The organism is Pseudomonas sp. 8AS (assembly GCF_902506505.1).
In the GTDB taxonomy this organism is placed as follows: domain Bacteria; phylum Pseudomonadota; class Gammaproteobacteria; order Pseudomonadales; family Pseudomonadaceae; genus Aquipseudomonas.
The window spans coordinates 1,063,382-1,082,166 of record NZ_LR733406.1; the positions used below are offsets into that span (position 1 = coordinate 1,063,382).

16 protein-coding genes and 2 pseudogenes are annotated in these 18,785 nt (G+C 64.4%); 17 read left to right on the top strand and 1 reads right to left on the bottom strand.

Annotated features, from left to right (window positions below):
- Positions 1-224: 224 nt before the first annotated feature.
- From GV001_RS04940 to GV001_RS05015, 17 genes and pseudogenes are all read left to right on the top strand, one after another.
- Positions 225-1,991 carry a cyanophycinase gene (locus GV001_RS04940; RefSeq protein ID WP_256664865.1) on the top strand — a complete coding sequence of 589 codons (1,767 nt, stop codon included), beginning with the start codon at positions 225-227 and terminating at the stop codon, positions 1,989-1,991.
- Between the two features lie 87 nt (positions 1,992-2,078).
- The gene (locus tag GV001_RS04945) at positions 2,079-2,402 is read left to right on the top strand and encodes a hypothetical protein (protein ID WP_160078536.1); all 324 of its coding nucleotides are present in this window, start codon (positions 2,079-2,081) and stop codon (positions 2,400-2,402) included.
- A 63-nt stretch (positions 2,403-2,465) separates the two neighbouring features.
- On the top strand, positions 2,466-3,842 hold the full coding sequence (locus tag GV001_RS04950) for an OprD family porin (protein ID WP_160078537.1): 1,377 nt from the start codon (positions 2,466-2,468) through the stop codon (positions 3,840-3,842).
- Between the two features lie 233 nt (positions 3,843-4,075).
- Positions 4,076-4,765, top strand: a complete 690-nt coding sequence (locus GV001_RS04955) for a transporter substrate-binding domain-containing protein (protein ID WP_256664866.1) — start codon at positions 4,076-4,078, stop codon at positions 4,763-4,765.
- A 107-nt stretch (positions 4,766-4,872) separates the two neighbouring features.
- A complete protein-coding gene (locus GV001_RS04960; protein WP_178091802.1) occupies positions 4,873-6,141 on the top strand; it encodes a cyanophycinase in 1,269 nt (422 codons plus the stop codon).
- A gap of 391 nt (positions 6,142-6,532) precedes the next feature.
- Positions 6,533-7,174, top strand: a complete 642-nt coding sequence (locus GV001_RS04965; protein WP_160078539.1) for a response regulator transcription factor — start codon at positions 6,533-6,535, stop codon at positions 7,172-7,174.
- A gap of 809 nt (positions 7,175-7,983) precedes the next feature.
- Positions 7,984-8,559, top strand: a pseudogene (locus GV001_RS20280) (methyl-accepting chemotaxis protein); the annotation flags it as partial.
- A 40-nt stretch (positions 8,560-8,599) separates the two neighbouring features.
- Positions 8,600-8,968 (top strand): response regulator, encoded by a 369-nt coding sequence (locus GV001_RS04975; RefSeq protein WP_160078540.1) that lies wholly within the window; start codon positions 8,600-8,602, stop codon positions 8,966-8,968.
- 11 nt (positions 8,969-8,979) lie between these two features.
- Positions 8,980-9,318 carry a lipid asymmetry maintenance protein MlaB gene (locus GV001_RS04980; RefSeq protein ID WP_160078541.1) on the top strand — a complete coding sequence of 113 codons (339 nt, stop codon included), beginning with the start codon at positions 8,980-8,982 and terminating at the stop codon, positions 9,316-9,318.
- On the top strand, positions 9,315-11,534 hold the full coding sequence (locus GV001_RS04985) for a chemotaxis protein CheA (RefSeq protein ID WP_160078542.1): 2,220 nt from the start codon (positions 9,315-9,317) through the stop codon (positions 11,532-11,534). Before GV001_RS04980 ends, GV001_RS04985 begins: the two co-directional genes overlap by 4 nt.
- A gap of 32 nt (positions 11,535-11,566) precedes the next feature.
- Positions 11,567-12,046 (top strand): annotated as a pseudogene (locus tag GV001_RS20285) (MCP four helix bundle domain-containing protein); the annotation flags it as partial.
- A complete protein-coding gene (locus GV001_RS04990) occupies positions 12,026-13,186 on the top strand; it encodes a methyl-accepting chemotaxis protein (protein ID WP_372238570.1) in 1,161 nt (386 codons plus the stop codon). The pseudogene GV001_RS20285 and the gene GV001_RS04990, both read left to right, overlap by 21 nt.
- A gap of 43 nt (positions 13,187-13,229) precedes the next feature.
- A complete protein-coding gene (locus tag GV001_RS04995) occupies positions 13,230-13,730 on the top strand; it encodes a chemotaxis protein CheW (protein ID WP_218583055.1) in 501 nt (166 codons plus the stop codon).
- A 10-nt stretch (positions 13,731-13,740) separates the two neighbouring features.
- The gene (locus tag GV001_RS05000) at positions 13,741-14,580 is read left to right on the top strand and encodes a protein-glutamate O-methyltransferase CheR (RefSeq protein ID WP_160078545.1); all 840 of its coding nucleotides are present in this window, start codon (positions 13,741-13,743) and stop codon (positions 14,578-14,580) included.
- The gene (locus GV001_RS05005) at positions 14,577-15,083 is read left to right on the top strand and encodes a chemotaxis protein CheD (protein ID WP_160078546.1); all 507 of its coding nucleotides are present in this window, start codon (positions 14,577-14,579) and stop codon (positions 15,081-15,083) included. Before GV001_RS05000 ends, GV001_RS05005 begins: the two co-directional genes overlap by 4 nt.
- Positions 15,080-16,144 carry a chemotaxis response regulator protein-glutamate methylesterase gene (locus GV001_RS05010; RefSeq protein ID WP_160078547.1) on the top strand — a complete coding sequence of 355 codons (1,065 nt, stop codon included), beginning with the start codon at positions 15,080-15,082 and terminating at the stop codon, positions 16,142-16,144. The genes GV001_RS05005 and GV001_RS05010 overlap by 4 nt, the downstream gene beginning before the upstream one ends.
- A 12-nt stretch (positions 16,145-16,156) precedes the next feature.
- Positions 16,157-17,389 (top strand): EAL domain-containing protein, encoded by a 1,233-nt coding sequence (locus GV001_RS05015; RefSeq protein WP_160078548.1) that lies wholly within the window; start codon positions 16,157-16,159, stop codon positions 17,387-17,389.
- Between the two features lie 48 nt (positions 17,390-17,437).
- On the opposite strand, the gene GV001_RS05020 is transcribed toward GV001_RS05015, so the two are convergent.
- Complete coding sequence (locus GV001_RS05020) at positions 17,438-18,667, bottom strand: DUF3422 domain-containing protein (protein WP_160078549.1); 1,230 nt, start codon at positions 18,665-18,667, stop codon at positions 17,438-17,440.
- Between the last annotated feature and the right edge of the window lie 118 nt (positions 18,668-18,785).

Consider the following 18,785-nt stretch of genomic DNA (forward strand, 5'->3'; position numbering starts at 1 on the left):
ATCTGGGGTTGCTTGCTGCTTTTTGTTGATATACAAGATTTCAAAAATATGATTATTTGAAAAAAAACATTCAGCGCGGTTGCGCCCCGTCGAGCGGGTTTCGGGGCAAGGGAGTGGTCGGTGCGCGGTTGGCGTGCCGGGGGATCAGGAGGATGCGCTGGGTCTGCTGGGCTGGGCCGTCAGGGCCCGTGGTATTCACAACAACAAGAGCAACAAGAATGACAATGCAGCCGAAACGTGGCGCCCTGGTCGCCGCCCTGATCCTTTGCGGTTTTTCTGCGCCGGCCCTGGCCGATGGCAACCTGCTGGCCGTGGGCGGCATGCTGCGCGCCAGCAACACGGCGGTATACGAGAAGCTCATCGAGCTGGCCGGCGGTGCCGACCAGGCTCGCATCGCCATCATGCCCACCGCCAGCGGCAGCCTGAGTTCGAGCAAGCGCTTCCAGGGCGAGCTGCAAGCCCTGGGCGTACCGGCCGAGCACATCAGCATCGTCGGCATCGACAAGCAGAACTACCAGACCAGCATGAACGACCCGGCTGCGGTCAAACCGCTGACCGAGGCGACCGCCGTATGGTTCGTTGGCGGCGACCAGGCGCGCATCGCCCGCGCCCTGTACAACGCCGATGGCAGCGAGTCGCTGACCCTCAAGGCGGTGCGCCAGGTGTTCGCCAAGGGCGGCGTGGTGGCGGGCAGCAGTGCCGGTGCGAGCATCCTCGGGGCGACCATGCCGACCGCCTACGGGGTGGTCATGGACACCCTCGACTTCGGCGTCGCGCAGCAGGCCGACCAGCGTGGTACCGCCCTGCTCAAGGGCGCCGGGCTGTTCAAGGCCGGCATCATCGACCAGCACTTCGACCAGATCGAGGAAACCAGCAGCGGGCGGGCCGCGCGCATGGCCAGCTACCTGGTGGGCCAGCAGCCGGCCAAGGGTTTCGGCCTGGATACCAACACCGCGATCTGGGTCAAGCCTGATGGCCAGCTGGAAGTGCTCGGTGAGGGCTACCTGACCGTGATGGATGCCAGCCAGGCCAGCAAGGACTTCGGGGTCTACGGCACGCGCCTGCAGAACGTGCGCCTGGCCATGCTCGGCCATGGTGATCGCTACGACCTGAACAGCGGCAAGGTGCAGCCGGCCGAGGGCAAGGCGGCGATCACCGCCGGCAACGAATACCTGGTCGGCAACCAGCTGCTCACCGATCTCTCCGCCGTTTCGGCCATGTCGCGTGCGGTACTCTATGGCCTGGCCGACAACACCGCCACCCGCCAGGTGGGCCTGATGACCCGCTACAACCCGGCCAACGGCTACCACTACGGTTACCGTTTCGAGTTCAGCGAAACCGAGGGTTTCAGCGCCCACAGCCGCTTCCAGGATTCCCTGACCAACTACACGGTCAGTGGCGTGCGCCTGGACATCACCCCGGTCGATGCCGCCCTGCGCGACCCGGCACGCAGCACCCCACAGGACGTCGGCAGCAGCCGCTGGCCGGAGGCGGTGCGCGCGGTGACCTTCCGCGGCCTGATGACCAGCGATGCCAGCAACCGTTTCGAGCCCAAGCGCGCGCTGACCCGTTTCGAACTGGCCAATGCCCTGCAGATGACCCTGGCCGCCGAGCCGGCGCTGGACAAGCTGCCCAAGCTGGCCGACGTGCCGGCCGAGCATCCACTGCGCGAGCAGATCGAGGTAGTGCTTTCCCATGGCTGGCTGCAGGCCGATGGCCGCTTCGAGGGCGAGCGCCCGGTCACCCGCCAGGACTGGGCGCTGGCCTGCAAGGCGCTGGTCGAGGGCTTCGCCAAGACCAGCCTGGTCCAGCGTGCCGAACTGAAGGATGTGCAAGGCCTGGATCCGGCCGTGGCCGAAGCCGCCGCGCTGACGGTCGGCGCCGGCTGGCTGAGTGCCGAGCAGGGCCGCTTCGAGCCCGAGCGTGTGGTCAGCCGCGAGGAAGTGGCCTACAGCCTGGCGCGTTTGCTCGGTCTCGCCGAGCCGTCCTGACCCCCTGAAAAAACCTTGATTTCGCCCTGCTGCGGCAGGGCGAGCGGGGCGCTTTGTGCCCGAGAAAAGCCAGTCGAGAAGGTACTCATGCAATTAACCCATCTGGAGTTGTTCGCCCTGGACAAGCTGCTGCACGACCACGAGCCCGCGGTGCAGGCCCTGAAAAGCCCGGTCGCTTTGGTCCTCGAACGGGTCGAAACGCCAGCCGGCTTCTACTCGGTGATCCAGCTGCAGCAGCGCCTGGCCAGTGCCGGGGAGCTGTTGGAACGCGAGTGGAAGTTTCGCCTCAAGCGCCTGAAAAGCGCGGGTTACTTCGTCTGCTGGCTGGATGGCGAGTCGACGTTGTGCCTAGAGGCGGTGATCAGCAGGGGCGTACGGCCAGCGGTGTTCACACCGGAACTGTTTGTCTGACCGGGTCGGCAAAAACCTGAAGCCCTGCGAGGGGCTTTTCAATAACACTAAACGGAGTAAGTCATGAACCTTGTAAAACTGAGTTGTCTCGCGCTGGCTATCAGCGCTGCCAGCACCCAGCTGGCGCTGGCGGGTGATCAGCAGGAATCCAAGGGTTTTGTCGAGGACAGCTCGCTCAACCTGCTCAACCGTAACCTCTACATCAATCGGGATTTCCGTAACGGTGCAAGCAACAGCCAGGGCACCAACCGCGCGAAGCCGGCGGATGAGCGCAATGGCTACCGTGAAGAGTGGGCGCAGGGCCTGCACGCACAATTCGCCTCGGGTTACACCCAAGGCACCGTTGGCGTGGGTGTCGATGCCCATGCGTTCGGTGGCATCAAGCTGGATAGCGGTCGTGGCCGCACCGGCACGGGTCTGCTGCCGATCAGCAACAACAAGACCGCCGACGCCGAAGTGCCTGACTCCTACGGTGAAGTCGGTGGTGCGCTCAAGGCGCGCCTGTCTTCCACCGAGCTGAAGTGGGGTGAGCTGCGTACCGGTGCGCCGGTGTTTGCCACCGCCGACAGCCGTTTGCTGCCGGAAACCGCTACCGGCTTGCACCTCAGCAGTGGCGACATCTCCGGTCTGAGCCTGGAGGCGGGTCACTTCACCGCGTACAACTTCCGTGACTCGACCAACAGCGACGACAACCTGCACACCAATTACTCCGATACCGATGTGCGCACCCTGGACTTCGTGGGTGGCTCCTACGGCATCACCGATGACCTCAGCGTCATGCTCTACACCTCTGAAGCCGAAGATCACTGGTATCAGCACTATGCCAATGCCAACTACCACATCGGTCTGGCTGAAGATCAGTCGCTGAACTTCGACTTCAACGTCTACCGCACCGACTCCACCGGCGAGGAGCTGGCTGGCGAGGTCAGCAACACCACCTGGAGCCTGGCGGCCGCCTACAAGATTGGCGCGCACAAGTTCACCCTGGCGCACCAGCAGGTGAACGGCGACACGCCGTTTGACTATGTCGGTGGTGACTCGATCTTCCTGGCCAACGCCGTGCAGATTTCCGACTTCAACGCCCCCGGCATGAAATCGCTGCAGGCCCGCTATGACCTCGATCTGGCGACCTTCGGGGTGCCAGGCCTGACGTTCATGACGCGCTATGTCACCGGGCAGGGCTCTGAAGACGCCGGTGACTACAGCGTCGATGGCGACAACTTCGCCGGCGGTGGCGACAGCACCTATGGCGGCTACAACAATGCCAAGTGGCATGAGCTGGATGTTGATGTGAAGTACGTGCTGCAGGACGGGCCGGCCAAGGACTTGTCCTTCCGCGCTCGCGCTGCCACCTACCGCGGCAACTCGGAAGCGTCCAACGACTACAGCGATATCAACGAATTTCGTCTGATCGTCGACTACCCGCTGAGCATTCTGTAACGCGTCGTCCAGCCCGTGGCCATGCAACCACGGGCTGCAGCCGTTTTTCTTAAGGTCTGCTCCGATTGCTCCTTTGACCTTACGGCGCCCGTATGGCGCCGTTTTTTTCCGGTAGAGGGCACCTGGCAGTACCGGCCGACCTGCAACAAGGAGGCGTGGATATGCGTGCGTACGGGTTGTTAGTGGCAGGGTTGCTGGCCTTCACGGTCCAGGCGGAGCCCCTGCGAATCGCCATGGAAGGACAGTTTCCGCCCTTCGAGGAGCTCGATCAGAACGGTCAGCTCAAGGGCTTCAATGTCGACATCGCCAATGCCTTGTGCGAGCAGATGAAAACCGACTGCCAGTTGCAGCGGTTCGCCTGGGACGAGCTGATCCCGGCCCTGCAGGAGCGGCGCACGGACCTGATCCTGGCGTCCATGTCGATTACCGAGGAACGCCTCAAGCAGGTGGACTTCACCGAGAAATATGCGCAGACGCCGGCGTTCTTCTTCGCCCGCGAAGGCACCGTCAACGAAGTCATCATCACCCCGCGGCGCATCGGCAGCAAACGCCTGGGCGTGCAGCGCGGCACCACCTATGACCGCTACCTGAGCGAGCGCTTTGCCAAGCATGTGGCGATCGAGCGTTTCGACAGTGCGGCGGCGACCTACCAGGCACTCCACGCAGGGCGCGTCGACCTGGTGCTGGACGATGCGGTGTCCGGTTACTTCGGTTTCATCGATACGGCCAACGGCGCGGGCTTCGAGCGGGTTGGCAACGCCGTGGTGGCACCGAAGTTCTTCGGCAAGGGCCAGGGCATTGCCCTGCGCAAAGGCGAGGAGGCGCTCAAGGTCCGCTTGAACCGGGCGCTGGTGGCCATTCTCGACAACGGCGTGTATGCGCGCATCGAGAAGCAGTACTTCAAGCAGTTCAGCGTTTATTGAGGGGGCGGCACGGCCTGACAGGCAATTCCGTTCTACGACAACCCGCTACAGCAGTACAGAAACCCACAGCCACAGTGCAGGCAACTGCACGTCTCGGAGAAATCACGATGACGATAAGAAAGACGGTATGGCGTTACGCGGTGCTACTCATTGCCCTGTTGCCCGGACTCGGGCAAGCGGCCGGCGCCCTGTTGCTGGTCGGTGGCGGCCTCAAGGATGACAACGCTGCCATCTATCAGCGCTTCATCCAGCTTGCCGGCGGCACTGGCCAGGCCAGGATCGGCGTGATCACCGCCGCCTCTATTCCGGAAAGCCAGGATCCGGATGCCGGCACCGCCAATGCCGCCAACTCGCGGGCCAACGGCGAGTACTACGCCAACCTGCTGCGCACCACCTATGGCGCGGCGGATGCGCAGTGGATTCCCATCGACCTGGACAATATCGCCAACAGCAGCAACCCGACGGTGGTCAGCCAGATCAATGGCATGACCGGTTTCTTCTTCGGTGGCGGCGACCAGTCGCGTCTGACCCAGGTGCTGCAGACCAGCAGCCGGGCCGATACCCCGGCGCTGGCGGCGATCCGCGCGCGCTATGCGGCCGGCGCCGTGCTGGCCGGCACCAGCGCCGGCACCGCGATCATGGTCGACGGGCCGATGGTCACCGGTGGCGAGAGCTACGAGGCACTGCGCTACGGGCCGTATACCACGCCGTCCGGTGATGATCTGTCCTATGACCCGCAGGGCGGCTTCGGCTTCTTCAACTACGGCCTGCTCGATACCCACTTCAGCGAGCGCGGTCGCCAGGGGCGCATTGTGCGGCTGGCCGACTACACCAATGTGCCGTTCGCCTTCGGCGTGGACGAGAACACCGGTCTGCTGGTGCAGAACAATGCCAGCCTCGGCCAGGTCGAGATGGAAGTCATCGGTGCCGGCGGCGTGTTCGTCTTCGACCTGCGCAATGCCGAGCTGGGCAGTGGCAGCACCTGGGCCCTGTACGACGTGCTGGCCAGCTACCTGACCAGTGGCGACAAGTACCGTCCGCAGACCGGCCAGTTCGTCATCGCCAGCGCCAAGACCAGTCTGCGCGGCCGCGAGCAGTACAGCACGGCGATGACCGCCACCGGCGACATCTTCAGCAGCCCGAACAACAGCGGGGCCAATGGCCGCAACAAGCCGCGCGAGTTCGTCAAGGTCAGTGCCGACCTGTTCAACAGCCGCTCCACCAGTACCCTGGGGCGCACTTATGAGGCCAATCCGCGCTATCGCGTCGACCTGATCAAGAGCACCCAGTTCGACAGCCATGGCTATAAAGGCACCGTGGGCGGGCAGAGCCTGACTTCCTACCTGCGTCTGCTGGTGGATATGCGCCTCAACTGATCCTCCCTCCTGCTCGGCCGGGTTCTCTGGCCGGGCATTCTGACGCCGGATGCCGACATTTCGACGCCCCATTTGGGCCTCGTGAAAATATTTAACCATTTGGTCAGGGTATGAGGCTTGGCTGTGAATCGGTCACGCCCGGATTGGCGCGCATACCGATTTGCTGCACACTTTTCCCGGCAGTCGAGGCATTTAGGCGCATGATGGCTGCGGGAAAGCCCATTGCTCGTATCGGTAACTGGCTGATTGCCATCATCTGCCGCATCAAGCAGGATGGCCGCCCTCGCCGGAGCTGGTCGCACCAGTCAACCGGCACGCGAAACGTACCAAGCCAGGGAGAGGTGGTACCCGACATCACTGGGGCAGAAGACCCCGCCTGAGGAGTTAGAGCATGCCCGCGCGGGTCGTATTGGTCGATGATCACGAACTGGTCAGAGCTGGAATTCGCTCGCTGTTGCTGGAGGCAGGTTATGAGGTGGTCGCCGAAGGCAGTGATGGTGATCAGGTCGCGACGCTCGTGGAGACCCATCGTCCGGATGTGCTGCTGCTCGACCTGACCATGCGCCGCTGTTCCGGCCTGGAAGCCCTGAGCACGGTGCGTTCGCGCTGGCCGGAGCTGCCGGTGATCCTGCTGTCCATGCACGACACTCGCGACTATGTGATCAAGGCCATGCAGATGGGCGCTTCCGGCTACCTGCTCAAGGACGCCGCGGTGATCGAACTGAAGCTGGCCCTACAGTCCGTGCTCGATGGTCACCGCTACCTGAGCCCGCGGGTGGCGGGGCAGGTGATCGATGCCGCGGCCGGGGTGGCCGAGGCAACTCCGCTGGAGCTGCTGACCAATCGCCAGCAGGAGGTGCTGTACTGGCTGGTCAAGGGCAAGAGCAACAAGGAAGTGGCCTTTATCCTCAATCTCAGCGTGAAGACCGTGGACACCCACCGCGCGCAGATCATGGAGCGCCTGGCGATCCGCGACCTGGCGGGTCTGGTGATGTATGCCCTGCGCCGCGGCATCATCAAGCTGGATGAGTGATCAGGCTCTGGTTGTCTAGGTAAAACTACCTAGGTCGACCGGCCAAAACGCTGATAAGTATTCTGGCGTCAATTTAATACTATGCTGCAGGCGTTATTTTTTAGTGTCAATGTGCCATCCCGTGGCGCGCAAAACTCGGCTACCTTTGAACAGACCGTCGACCATTTCCGGCGCAGAGCGGGGAGCGAGTTGGCTCGAAAATAACAACAAAAGGGGGTGCGTGCTAACCCCTCCCGCTGCCTGGAGAACCATCCATGGTCACGAGTTCGCGGCTGATCGCCCATGCCCCGCGTTCCTGGCTGCTTGCCGGTATTCTGCTGATCCCCATCGCCTGCGTGCTGCTGGCCCCGGTCTGGTGGCACGGCGCGTTGGCGGCTGTATTGCTGTTGACCTGGCTGTGGCTGTTTCTCAATAGCCCGGCCCTGGCTCTCGCTCCTGCAGTCGACGACAGCGCGCCGGCGCTGGCGCAGACCCAGGCCAGCCTGGCGGCCCTGCGCGGGCTGCTGGAGGCGGTGCTGCCGCTCTGGGTGCGCCACATCGAGCTGGTGCAGGGGCAGACCTACAACGCGGCCGAAGGCCTGACCTCGAAATTCATCGGCATGAGCCAGCAAATCCACCAGGTCCTCGAGCTGGGGGGGGGCGAGGATGGCGCCGGGGTGTTCGAGGTGTTGCGCAATGCCCAAGTCGAGCTGCCGCGGGCGGTGAAGATGCTCGACGAGACCAGCGACGAGCGTCAGCGCTTCCTGGTCGAGATCCGCGAGCTGAGCGGTTTCGTCGGCGAGCTGCATGGCATGGCCGAAGACGTGGCCAAGATCGCCTCGCAGACCAACCTGCTGGCCCTCAATGCAGCCATCGAGGCAGCCCGCGCCGGCGAATCCGGGCGCGGCTTCTCGGTGGTGGCCGACGAGGTGCGCAAGCTGTCGTCGATGTCCGGCGAGACAGGGGCGAAGATCACCGAGAAGGTGCAGGTCATGGGCCGCTCCATGGAGTCCATGGTGGCCCGGGCCGAGCAGATGGACAGGATCAGCCAGAACACCATCCAGGCGGCCGAGAATATCGTCGGCCAGGTACTCAGCGAGCTGGCGACCGGTGTCAGCCAGCTCGAACAGCGCCTGCAGCTGCTGCAGGGCAACAGCCGCGAGGTAGAGCACACGGTCAACGCGGTGCTGGTCGACCTGCAGTTCCAGGACCGGGTCAGCCAGATCATTTCCCACATCACCGAGGACATCCAGCGTCTGCAGGGCTGCATGGGTGAGGACAGCGTGCCGTCCAGCCGCGACTGGCTGAAGCGCCTGGAGTCCAGCTACACCACCCTGGAACAGCAGCGTGCCCATAGCGGGCAGGCTGCGGCGGGGGTCGAGCAATCCTCCGTCACTTTCTTCTGAACACCCTCCCTGAATATCTGAGCGAGACAGGAATCAAGTTATGGGCAAGACCGTATTGGTGGTGGACGACTCGACCAGTTTTCGCCAGGTCGTCGGCATCGCGCTCAAGGGTGCCGGCTACGACGTGCTGGAGGCCTGCGACGGCAAGGACGCGCTGAGCAAGCTGGACGGGCGCAAGATCAACCTGATCGTCTCCGACGTGAACATGCCGAACATGGACGGCATCACCTTCGTCAAATCGGCCAAGCAGCTGCCGGCTTACAAATTCACCCCGGTGATCATGCTCACCACCGAGGCTGGCGAGGCGAAGAAGGCCGAGGGCAAGGCCGCCGGCGTGCGCGCCTGGGTGGTCAAGCCGTTTCAGCCGCCCGTGCTGCTGGATGCCGTATCCAAACTGATCCTGCCCTGAAAGGTTGCGCCATGAGCGAAATCCACAGTCGTGAAGAAGCGGGGCGATTCATCGCCGCCGTGCAGGGCGAGCTCAACATCTATAGCGCGGCCCAGCTCAAGGACGAACTGCTCGCTGTGCTGGGCGGCCACCAGCAGCTGGATATCGACCTGGGCGGCGTCGAGGATTTCGACAGCAGTGGCGTGCAGATCCTGCTGATGCTCAAGCGCGAGGCGCAGCGCCAGGGGCGCAGCCTGACCTTCACCCAGCATGCCCCCAGCGTGCGCGAGGTGCTCGACCTGCTCAACCTGGTCGCCGAACTGGGCGATCCGCTGGTCATCCCGCTGGACGCTGCTGGAGATCGCCCATGAACCTGGATCAAGCCCGTGGCGCCCTGGTGCAGGAAGGGCGTGAACTGCTGGCGGCGATGGAGGAAGCGCTGCTGGAAATCGAGAACGACGGTTACAACAGCGAGCGGGTCAACGCGATTTTCCGCGCGGCGCACACCATCAAGGGTTCGGCCGGGCTGTTCGGCCTGGAGTCGCTGATCAACTTCACCCATGTGGTGGAAAGCCTGCTGGACGAAGTGCGCAACGGCGAACAGACCCTCGACGGCGCCATGCTCTCGCTGCTGCTGACCTGCGGCGACTATATCGGCAGCCTGCTTACCGCGGTGGAGGAGCGCAGCGAGGCCAACGAGCCCAACCCGGCGCTGCGCACACACCTGCTCAACCAGTTGAATGACTACCTGCAACCCGCCGTCGAGGCGGCTGCAGCTCCGGCGGCGGAAAGCACTGCGGTATCCCCAGTGCAGGCCACTACCGGGCGGGTCGATGTGCTGGAAGGCGAGGCGGTCAGCAGCGACCTCTGGCACATCTCCCTGCGGCCCAATGCCGACGTGCTGCGCAACGGCATGGACCCGCTGTCGTTCCTGCGTTACCTGAGCAAGCTGGGGCGTATCGTCTACCTGCATACCCTGACCGATGGGGTGCCGGCTGCCGCCAGCTTCGATGCCGAAAGCAGCTACCTGGGTTACGAACTGGAGTTCGAGTCGAACGCCAGCAAGCAGGAAATCGAGGATGCCTTCGAGTTCATCCGCGAAGATTGTCAGCTGCTGATCCTGCCGCCGCACAGTGCCATCGAGGCCTATATCAAGTTGATCGCCAGCCTGCCCGAAGGGCCGGGGCGCCTGGGCGAGATGCTGGTGCGCAGCGGCGCGCTGACCACCCACGAGCTGCAGCGCGTGCTCGAACGGCAGAGCAGCGCGCGGCAACCGGCCCCGCCGCTGGGCACCCTGCTGGTCGAGGAGCAACTGGTGGCGCCGCCGGTGGTGTCGGCGGCCCTGCACAAGCAGAAGCAGGTGGAAGACAAGCGCAACCAGGAACAGGTGTTCATCAAGGTCGAGGTGGGCAAGCTCGACCAGCTGATCAACCTGGTCGGCGAGCTGGTGATTGCCGGTGCCGCGGCCAGCCTGTCGCTGCGCCAGGGCGACACGGCAGCCATGGCCGAGGCCAACGAGGGCGTGGCGACCCTGGTCGAACATATCCGCGACGCTTCGCTGTCCCTGCGCATGGTGGCCATCGGCGAAGTGTTCCAGCGCTTCCCGCGGGTGGTGCGCGATATCAGCAAGGAACTGGGCAAGGACATCGAGCTGCTGATCACCGGCGCCGACACCGAGCTGGACAAGTCCATGGTGGAAAAGCTGGCCGACCCGCTGATGCACATCGTGCGCAACGCCATGGATCATGGCATCGAGCCCTCGGATGTACGCCAGGCCCATGGCAAGACCGCGCGTGGCCTGCTGCGTCTGAACGCCTATCACGAGTCGGGCAGCATCGTCATCGAAGTCAGCGACGACGGTCGTGGCCTGGATCGCGAGCGCATCCTGGCCAAGGCCATAGAGAAGGGCCTGGTGCAGGCTGACCAGCAGCTCAGTGACCAGGAAGTCTACCGGCTGATCTTCGAGCCGGGCTTCTCCACCGCGGCGCAGGTGACCAACCTGTCCGGGCGCGGGGTGGGCATGGACGTGGTGCGGCGCAATATCGAGCAGCTGCGTGGCGAGGTCGAGGTGCTCAGCGAGTTCGGTCTGGGTAGCACGGTGCGCATTCGCCTGCCGCTGACCCTGGCGATCATCGACGGCTTCCAGGTCAAGGTGGCCGGCGAGGTCTTCGTCCTGCCGCTGGACCAGGTCATCGAGTGCGTCGACCTGGGCCCGCAGCAGGAGCTCAACGAACTGTTCAACCTGCGCGGCGAAGCGCTGCCCTATGTGCGCCTGCGCGAGCTGTTCGGCCTGGAGGCCGCGGCCGGTGGGCGGGCCAGCCTGGTGGTGCTGCAGTTCGGCCCGGAGCGGGCCGGCGTGGTGGTCGACGAGCTGGTCGGCGAGTTCCAGGCGGTGATCAAGCCGCTGGGCCAGGTCTTCGCGCGCAACAAGGTGCTCAGCGGTTCGACCATCCTTGGCGATGGCAGCGTGGCGCTGATTCTCGATGTTCCGCAACTGATTCAGCGGGCCAGCAATGCCCTGGCGTCAGCCCGCAATCCTAATAATGGTCAGCCCAAGGCCACCCCAACCGTAGTTTCGACCTACTAACGGAACGTCAGGAGATGACAATGTTCAACGACATGAAACTGGCGACCAAGCTGATTCTGGCTTTTCTGGTCGTCGCCACCATCGCCGGGGTTATCGGCTTTATCGGTACCCGCAGCGTCAACACGGTCAATGACATGATGACCGATATCTACGCCAACCAGCTGGTACCGATCAACGACATCGGTAACGTGCGTACCCACGGCTCAGAAAACTATCGGCGTCTGATGCTGTTGGCCACCACCCAGGATTCGAGCCTGGCCGCCAAGGTGCGCAGCGATTTCGAGAGCAGCCTCAAGGTCATCGACGAGGGCTATAAGCACTATCTGTCAACCCTGTTGTCGCCCGAGGAGCAGGCGGTGGTCGCCAAGCTCGATCCGGCGATGGCCAAGTACCGCGACATGCTCTCCCAGCTCTTCCGTCTGCTCGATGAGGGGCGCCAGGCCGAGGCGCTGACCTTCGTCAATCAGGATCTATACCCCCTGTATCTCGACATGGCGGACATGCGCGCCGAGTTGGCGGCGATCATGGCCAAGAATGCCGACGCCACCAACCAGGAAGCGGATGTGATAGTCGGCAATATCATGACCCTGCTGACCAGCCTGATGGTCGGCGGCTTCATCATCTCCCTGGCGCTCGGCCTGTTCATCACCCGCATGATCGTTCGCCAGCTCGGTGGTGAGCCGGCCTATGCCGCCGAAGTGGTCAGTCGTGTCGCTGCCGGTGACCTGACCGTCGATGTGCAGCTGCGCCAGGGCGACAACAACAGCCTGCTGGCCAGCATGCGCCAGATGACCGAGAAGCTGCGCAGCATCATGGGCGACGTACGGATGACCGCCGATTCGCTGGCCTCGGCCTCCGAGCAGGTCGCCGCGTCGGCCCAGGCGCTGAGCCAGAACGCTTCCGAGCAAGCGGCCAACGTCGAGGAAACCAGTGCCTCGGTCGAGCAGATCTCCGCCACCGTGGCGCAGAACAGCGAGAACGCCAAGGTCACCGACGGCATGGCCAGCCAGTCGTCCAAGGACGCGGTGGAAGGTGGCACGGCGGTGCGCGAGATGGTCATGGCCATGCGCCAGATCGCCGACAAGATCGGCATCATCGACGACATCGCCTACCAGACCAACCTGCTGGCACTCAACGCCGCCATCGAGGCGGCGCGGGCCGGCGACCACGGCAAGGGCTTCGCCGTGGTGGCGGCCGAGGTGCGCAAGCTGGCCGAGCGTAGCCAGGTGGCCGCCCAGGAAATCGGCGGCGTGGCCGGCAGCAGCGTGACCCTGGCCGAGCGTGCCGGCCAGCTGCTCGAGCAGATGGTGCCGTCGATTCGCAAGACCGCCGACCTGGTGCAGGAAATCTCCTCCGCCTCGCGCGAGCAGAACACCGGCCTGGAGCAGATCAACCTGGCGGTGGGCCAGCTGGCGCAGACCACCCAGGTCAACGCCTCGGCTTCCGAGGAGTTGTCCTCCACCTCCGAGGAGATGAGCGCCCAGGCGCTGCAGCTGCAGGAGATGATCCAGTTCTTCCGCCTGGCCGACGAGCAGGCCAGCCGGCATGTCGCGCGCGCGCCCGTGCAGCCTGGCAAGAAAGCCAAGCCGCTGAGCCCGCGCCGGCCGGTGCAGGACGAACAGGTCGACGAATCGGCCTTCACCCGCTACTAGGAGCTGGGCCATGAGCAATCTACCGGTGCAAAGTCCGGGACGCATGCTGGCAACGGCGGAAGCGCCGTTGACCCAGCAGTTCCTCACCCTGACCCTGGGCAATGAGCTGTTCGCCCTGCCGATCGAGCACATCCGCGAGATCATTGAGTTTGGCGGGCTGACCGAGATTCCACTGATGCCCACCTTTCTGCGCGGGGTGATCAACCTGCGCGGCGCGGTGGTGCCGGTCATCGATCTTTCCGTGCGCTTCGGACGTGAGCGCACGGCGATCGACAAGCGCACCTGCATCGTCATTCTCGAAGTGGCCCAGCAGGATGGCCTGCAGCTGCTCGGCATCATCGTCGATGCGGTCAATGCCGTGCTGGCGGTGGAGCCCAGTCAGCTGGAGAACCGGCCCACCTTCGGGGCGCGCATCCGCGCCGATTTCATCGCCGGCATCCTCAAGCAGAACGAGCAGTTCGTCATCGTGCTGGATATTCCCCAGGTGCTGTCGCTGGATGAGCTGGCCGAACTGGTCGGCGATCTGGAACTGTCTGGCAGTTGAGAAAAAGACCATGAGTAGTGCAGCCGTTTCCTTTTCTGCCCGGCAGATAGCCCTGTCGGAGGCCGAGTTTCGGCTGCTGCAACGGCTGTTTTACGACCAGGTCGGCATCCAGTTGCCACCCGTGAAAAAGCCGCTGGTATGCGGTCGCCTGGCCAAGCGCCTGGCGGCGTTGCAGCTCGACAGCTATCAGCAGTACTACAAGTTGCTGGTTTCGCCGCAGGGCGCGGACGAGCTGGAAGTCGCCATCGACCTGATCACCACCCATGAGACGTATTTCTTTCGCGAGCCGCAGCACTTCGACTACCTGCAGCAGAAGATCCTGCCCCAGCTGCATGGGCAGGCCGATCTGCGGGTGTGGAGCGCCGCCAGCTCGACGGGTGAAGAGGCCTACACCCTGGCCATGCTGCTCGATCAGCATCGCAGCCCGAAGGCCTGGAGCGTGGTGGGCACCGATGTCAGCCTGGCGGTGCTGGAGTCGGCGCGCAAAGGCCTGTTCGTCGAGGGGCGGGGCGACAAGATTCCCCCGCATTACCTCAAGCGCTATTGCCTCAAGGGGCGGGATCGCTATGCGGGCTATTTCTTGGTCGAGCGTGAGCTGCGCGAGCGCGTCGAGTTCCGGCCCAACAACCTGACCAGCCCGGCTCCGGAACTCGGGCTGTTCGATGTGATCTTGCTGCGCAATGTGCTGATCTACTTCGATCTGCCGACCAAGCAATTGGTGCTCAAGCATGTGCTGGAGCGCCTGCGCCCCGGCGGCTGGTTGATGGTGGGCCACTCGGAGTCGTTGCAGGGCCCGCCCATGCGCCTGGAGCAGTTGGCGCCGTCGATCTACCGGAAGCCGCTGCGATGAGCGCCAAGTGTTACCTCAAGCCGGGCGAGATGTTCTTCGGCGGCGAAACGCTGGTGGAGACCCTGCTCGGCTCCTGTGTGGCCATTACCCTGTGGTACCCGCAGGTCAGCAAGGGCGGGATTTGCCACTTCATGCTGCCGGAGCGCCGGCGTATTTTGCGCAGCCATAGCCGTGACCTCGATGGGCGCTATGGGCGCGAGGCCTGGTTGTGGCTGCAGCAGCAGAGTCGTGTGCTGGGCCAGCCCCTCGAGGCGGCGGAGATCAAGCTGTTCGGTGGCTCGCGCGTGCTGCAGACGAGCTCGGCGCACGGGGGGGGCGATATCGGCAGGAAGAACGTCGAACTGGCGGACACCTGCCTGCAGCGGGCCGGTTTGCAGGCCTGCGCGCGTGACGTCGGGGGCAATGGCCACCGGGTCCTGCGCTTCGATCTCAATACCGGTTATGTCTGGGTGCGTCATGGCGATTCACTGGCTGACGGCCCGTTTCAGGAGATGGCGTCATGAGCATCAAGGTGATGATCGTCGATGATTCGGCGGTGATGCGCGAAGCCATGCAGCAGTTGCTCCAGCCGCATAAGGATATCGAGGTGATCGGTGCCGCGATGGATCCGATCCTGGCCATGCAGAAGATGCAGAAGCTGTGGCCGGACGTGATTCTGCTGGATGTGGAAATGCCGCGCATGGATGGCATCAGCTTCTTGCGCCAGATCATGGCCACCCGGCCGACCCCGGTGGTGATCTGTTCGACGCTCACCGAGAAGGGCGCCGATATCACCCTGCAGGCCTTGTCGGCCGGTGCGGTGGAGGTGATCTGCAAGCCCACCTCGGGCCTGCGCGATTTCCTCGAGCAAAGTGCCCAGGACATGGTCAACGCCGTGCGTACCGCGGCCCGCGCCAGGGTCAAGCAGCAGAGTGCCAGCGCCTCTCATAAACCAGCCGTAAAGCTGACTGCCGATGCGCTGGTCAGCACGCCCACTGGTGGCCTGATCAACCAGCGCACCACCGAGAAAATCGTCCTGCTGGGCACTTCGACCGGCGGCACCCAGGCCCTGGAAAGCGTGCTGTGTGAGTTGCCGGTCAACAGCCCGGGCATTGCCATCGTCCAGCACATGCCGGAGAAGTTCACCCGCAGCTTCGCCGAGCGTCTCGACTCACTGTGCGCCATCGAGGTGCGCGAGGCCCAGGATGGCGATCGCCTGCTGCCGGGGCGGGCACTGATCGCCCCGGGCGGCAGGCACATGCTGATCAAGCGCAGCGGGGCGCAATACCTGGTGGAGGTGAAGGATGGCCCGCTGGTCAGTCGTCACCGCCCGTCGGTGGATGTGCTGTTCCGTTCGGCGGCGGTGCAGGCTGGGCGGAACGCCCTGGCGGTGATCATGACCGGCATGGGCGACGATGGCGCGCGCGGCCTCAAGGAGCTGCACGAGGCAGGTGCCCGGACCTATGCCCAGGACGAGGAGAGTTGCGTGGTGTTCGGTATGCCGAAAGAGGCGATCAAGTTGGGGGGCGTGGAGCAGGTGATTGCGTTGGATGAAATTCCCAGTGTGGTCATGAGCTGGCGATAAAAGGACGATCCGATGATCTCGAACAGACTTCCCCAGCATCTGCTGGTAATCGACGACAGCGAGTTGCAGCGTCAGTTCATGGTTGAACTGTGCGGCGACATGGGCATCGACAACGTGTTGCAGGCGGTGGATGGCTTCGACGCGGTGGCCCAGCTGAAGACCAATCCGCTGATCGAGGCTGTCATCCTCGACCTGGAAATGCCGGGCATGGACGGTGTCGAGGTGCTGCACGAGCTGGTGCGCCTGGGCCTGGACCCGGCGGTGATCGTGGCCAGCGCGCGGGAAAGCGTGTTGCTCAACGTGGTCGAGAGCATGGGCAAGAGCCTGGGCTTGCGTCTGCTCGGGGTCTTGCAGAAACCGGTGCTGTACGAGCAGCTGGCTTCCAGCCTGAGTCGCTTCTCCGTCGCGCAGTTACGTGCCGAGCATAGCGAAGCCCAGGCACCAGGGCCGCAGCTGAACGAGCAGGATATCGAGCGCGCCCTGCGCGAGCGGGAGTTTGTCGCCTACTTCCAGCCCAAGGTGGGTTTGCGCGAAGGTCAGCTCAAGGGCGTGGAAGCCTTGATTCGCTGGCAGCATCCACAGCACGGCCTGCTGGCGCCCGTGCACTTCATCGAATTGGTCGAGCGTAGCCGGTACATCTCCGAGGTCACCTTGCAGATGCTCGATATGTCGCTGCAGTATTGCCGGCGCTGGCACGACGCGGGACTGCCGCTGAGTTTTTCGATCAATGTCTCGGCGCGCTCCCTGGCCGACTCCAAGCTGGCCGACAAGATCATCGAGCGGGTAGCGGCCAGCGGCATCGCGCCGCACCACGTGATTCTGGAAATCACCGAAAGCGCCATCATGGTGGATCTCGGCACCACCCTGGGCACCCTGGCGCGCCTGCGCCTGAAGGGCTTCGGCCTGTCGGTGGACGACTACGGCACCGGCTTCTCCTGCATGCTGCAACTGTCTCGGGTGCCCTGTTCGGAGCTCAAGGTGGACCGCGCCTTCGTCAATGGCGCCAGCCAGAGCCTGCACCTGCGCATCCTCCTGGAAAGCGCCCTGGATATCGCGCGCAAGCTCAGCCTGCGCGTGGTGGCCGAGGGCGTGGAGACCCGCGAGGACTGGATGCTGCTGCGCAGCCTCGGTTGCGGCGAGGCGCAGGGTTACTTCGTGGCCAAACCCATGCCCGGCGATGCCCTGCTGCCCTGGTGGCGCGCCAATCGCGATCGCGTGCAGATGCTCGGTGCGCTCGCCGAATAGGGTGCCGGGGCCTTAGGCCGATGGCGGAGCGCTGTGGCTATCCCGCCCTCAGTGCTGCCGCGCCCGGCGGATGCGCAGCATGATGCCGAGCAGGATCAGCAGCGCCAGCGGGCCCATGGCGAGCATCGCGGTCTTCGCCGGGATGGCCAGGCCGAGGCCATGCAGGCCCTCGTAGGACAGCTTGAACAGGCTCAGCAGGTAGTAGCTGATGGCGATGATCGAGAGCCCTTCGACGGCCTTCTGGATCTTGATCTGGGTGTCGGCGCGGGCGTTCAGGCTGCGCAGGATGGCCGAGTTCTGCTCTTCCACTTCCACCTGCACCCGCGCCTGCAGCAGGTCGCCGAGGTTGGCCACGCTCTGCCCGAGGCGCACCAGGCGCTGGTCGGTGGCGGCGCAGTAGCGCACGGTCGGGCGGAAGCGCCGTTCGATGAACACGCCGAGGCGCTGGCAGTCGTCGACATGGCTTTCGCGCAGTTCGGCGATGCGCTCGCCGACTATCTGCGCGTAGGCCTCGGTGGCGCCGAAGCGCTGGCGGGTGCGCGCGGTGCAGCGGACGATGCGCGCCGAGAGCCGGGCGATGGCGGCGGAGAGCACCTTGGCGCTGTCGCTGCCTTCGGCGTTGCGGTCGGACAGCGCAGCCAGTTCGCGGTCGTAGTCCTTCAGCTGGCGGCTGACGTCCTGCGCCACCGGCAGGGCCAGCGAGGCCATCATGCGGTAGGTCTCGATCTCCAGCAGGCGGCGGATCATGCGCCCCAGGCGGTAGGCGTTGAGGCGGCGGTTGACCAGCAGCAGGCGGTTGACGCCGTGCTCGTCGAGTCGAAAGTCCGACCAGACGGTGGCGTCGCCGTCGCCCAGGCTGGAGCCGGCGGGGTCCTTGAAGCCGTAGCCGGCGACGCTGCCGGCCCAGTCGCGTTCGGCTTCCACCAGCACCTGCACGGCGCTGATCAGCAGGGGCCGCAGCGGCTGGATCAGGCCGGCCAGCGGCTCGGGCAGCGCCGGCCAGGGCTCGCCCCCGGCGGGGCGGGGCAGCACCAGGGTGAGGGTGAAGAACTCGCTGTGGCGCTCCCACTTGAGCGTGGCCGCGTCCAGGCGCAGCAGGCCCTGGACCTCGTTGGCCGGCAGCACTTCGCTGGCCAGGCGCTCGAGTTGGCCGACCAGCTCGACGCAGGCCTGCTCGGCATCGACGAAGGCCAGGTGGTAGACGTGCGACGGCTCGCGGAAATAGATCGACGGCCGGGCGTGCAGTTCGTTGTGCAGGGTTTTGCGCAGTGGGTGCATGGTGAAAGGGAGGGCCAGAAAGGGAAGGTTTCTGGGTGACGCGATGCTGTGACTACCTGGTCACATTTGTTTGCCGTCCGGAAAATGCGAAAGCCCCGCAGTGCGGGGCTTTCCATCG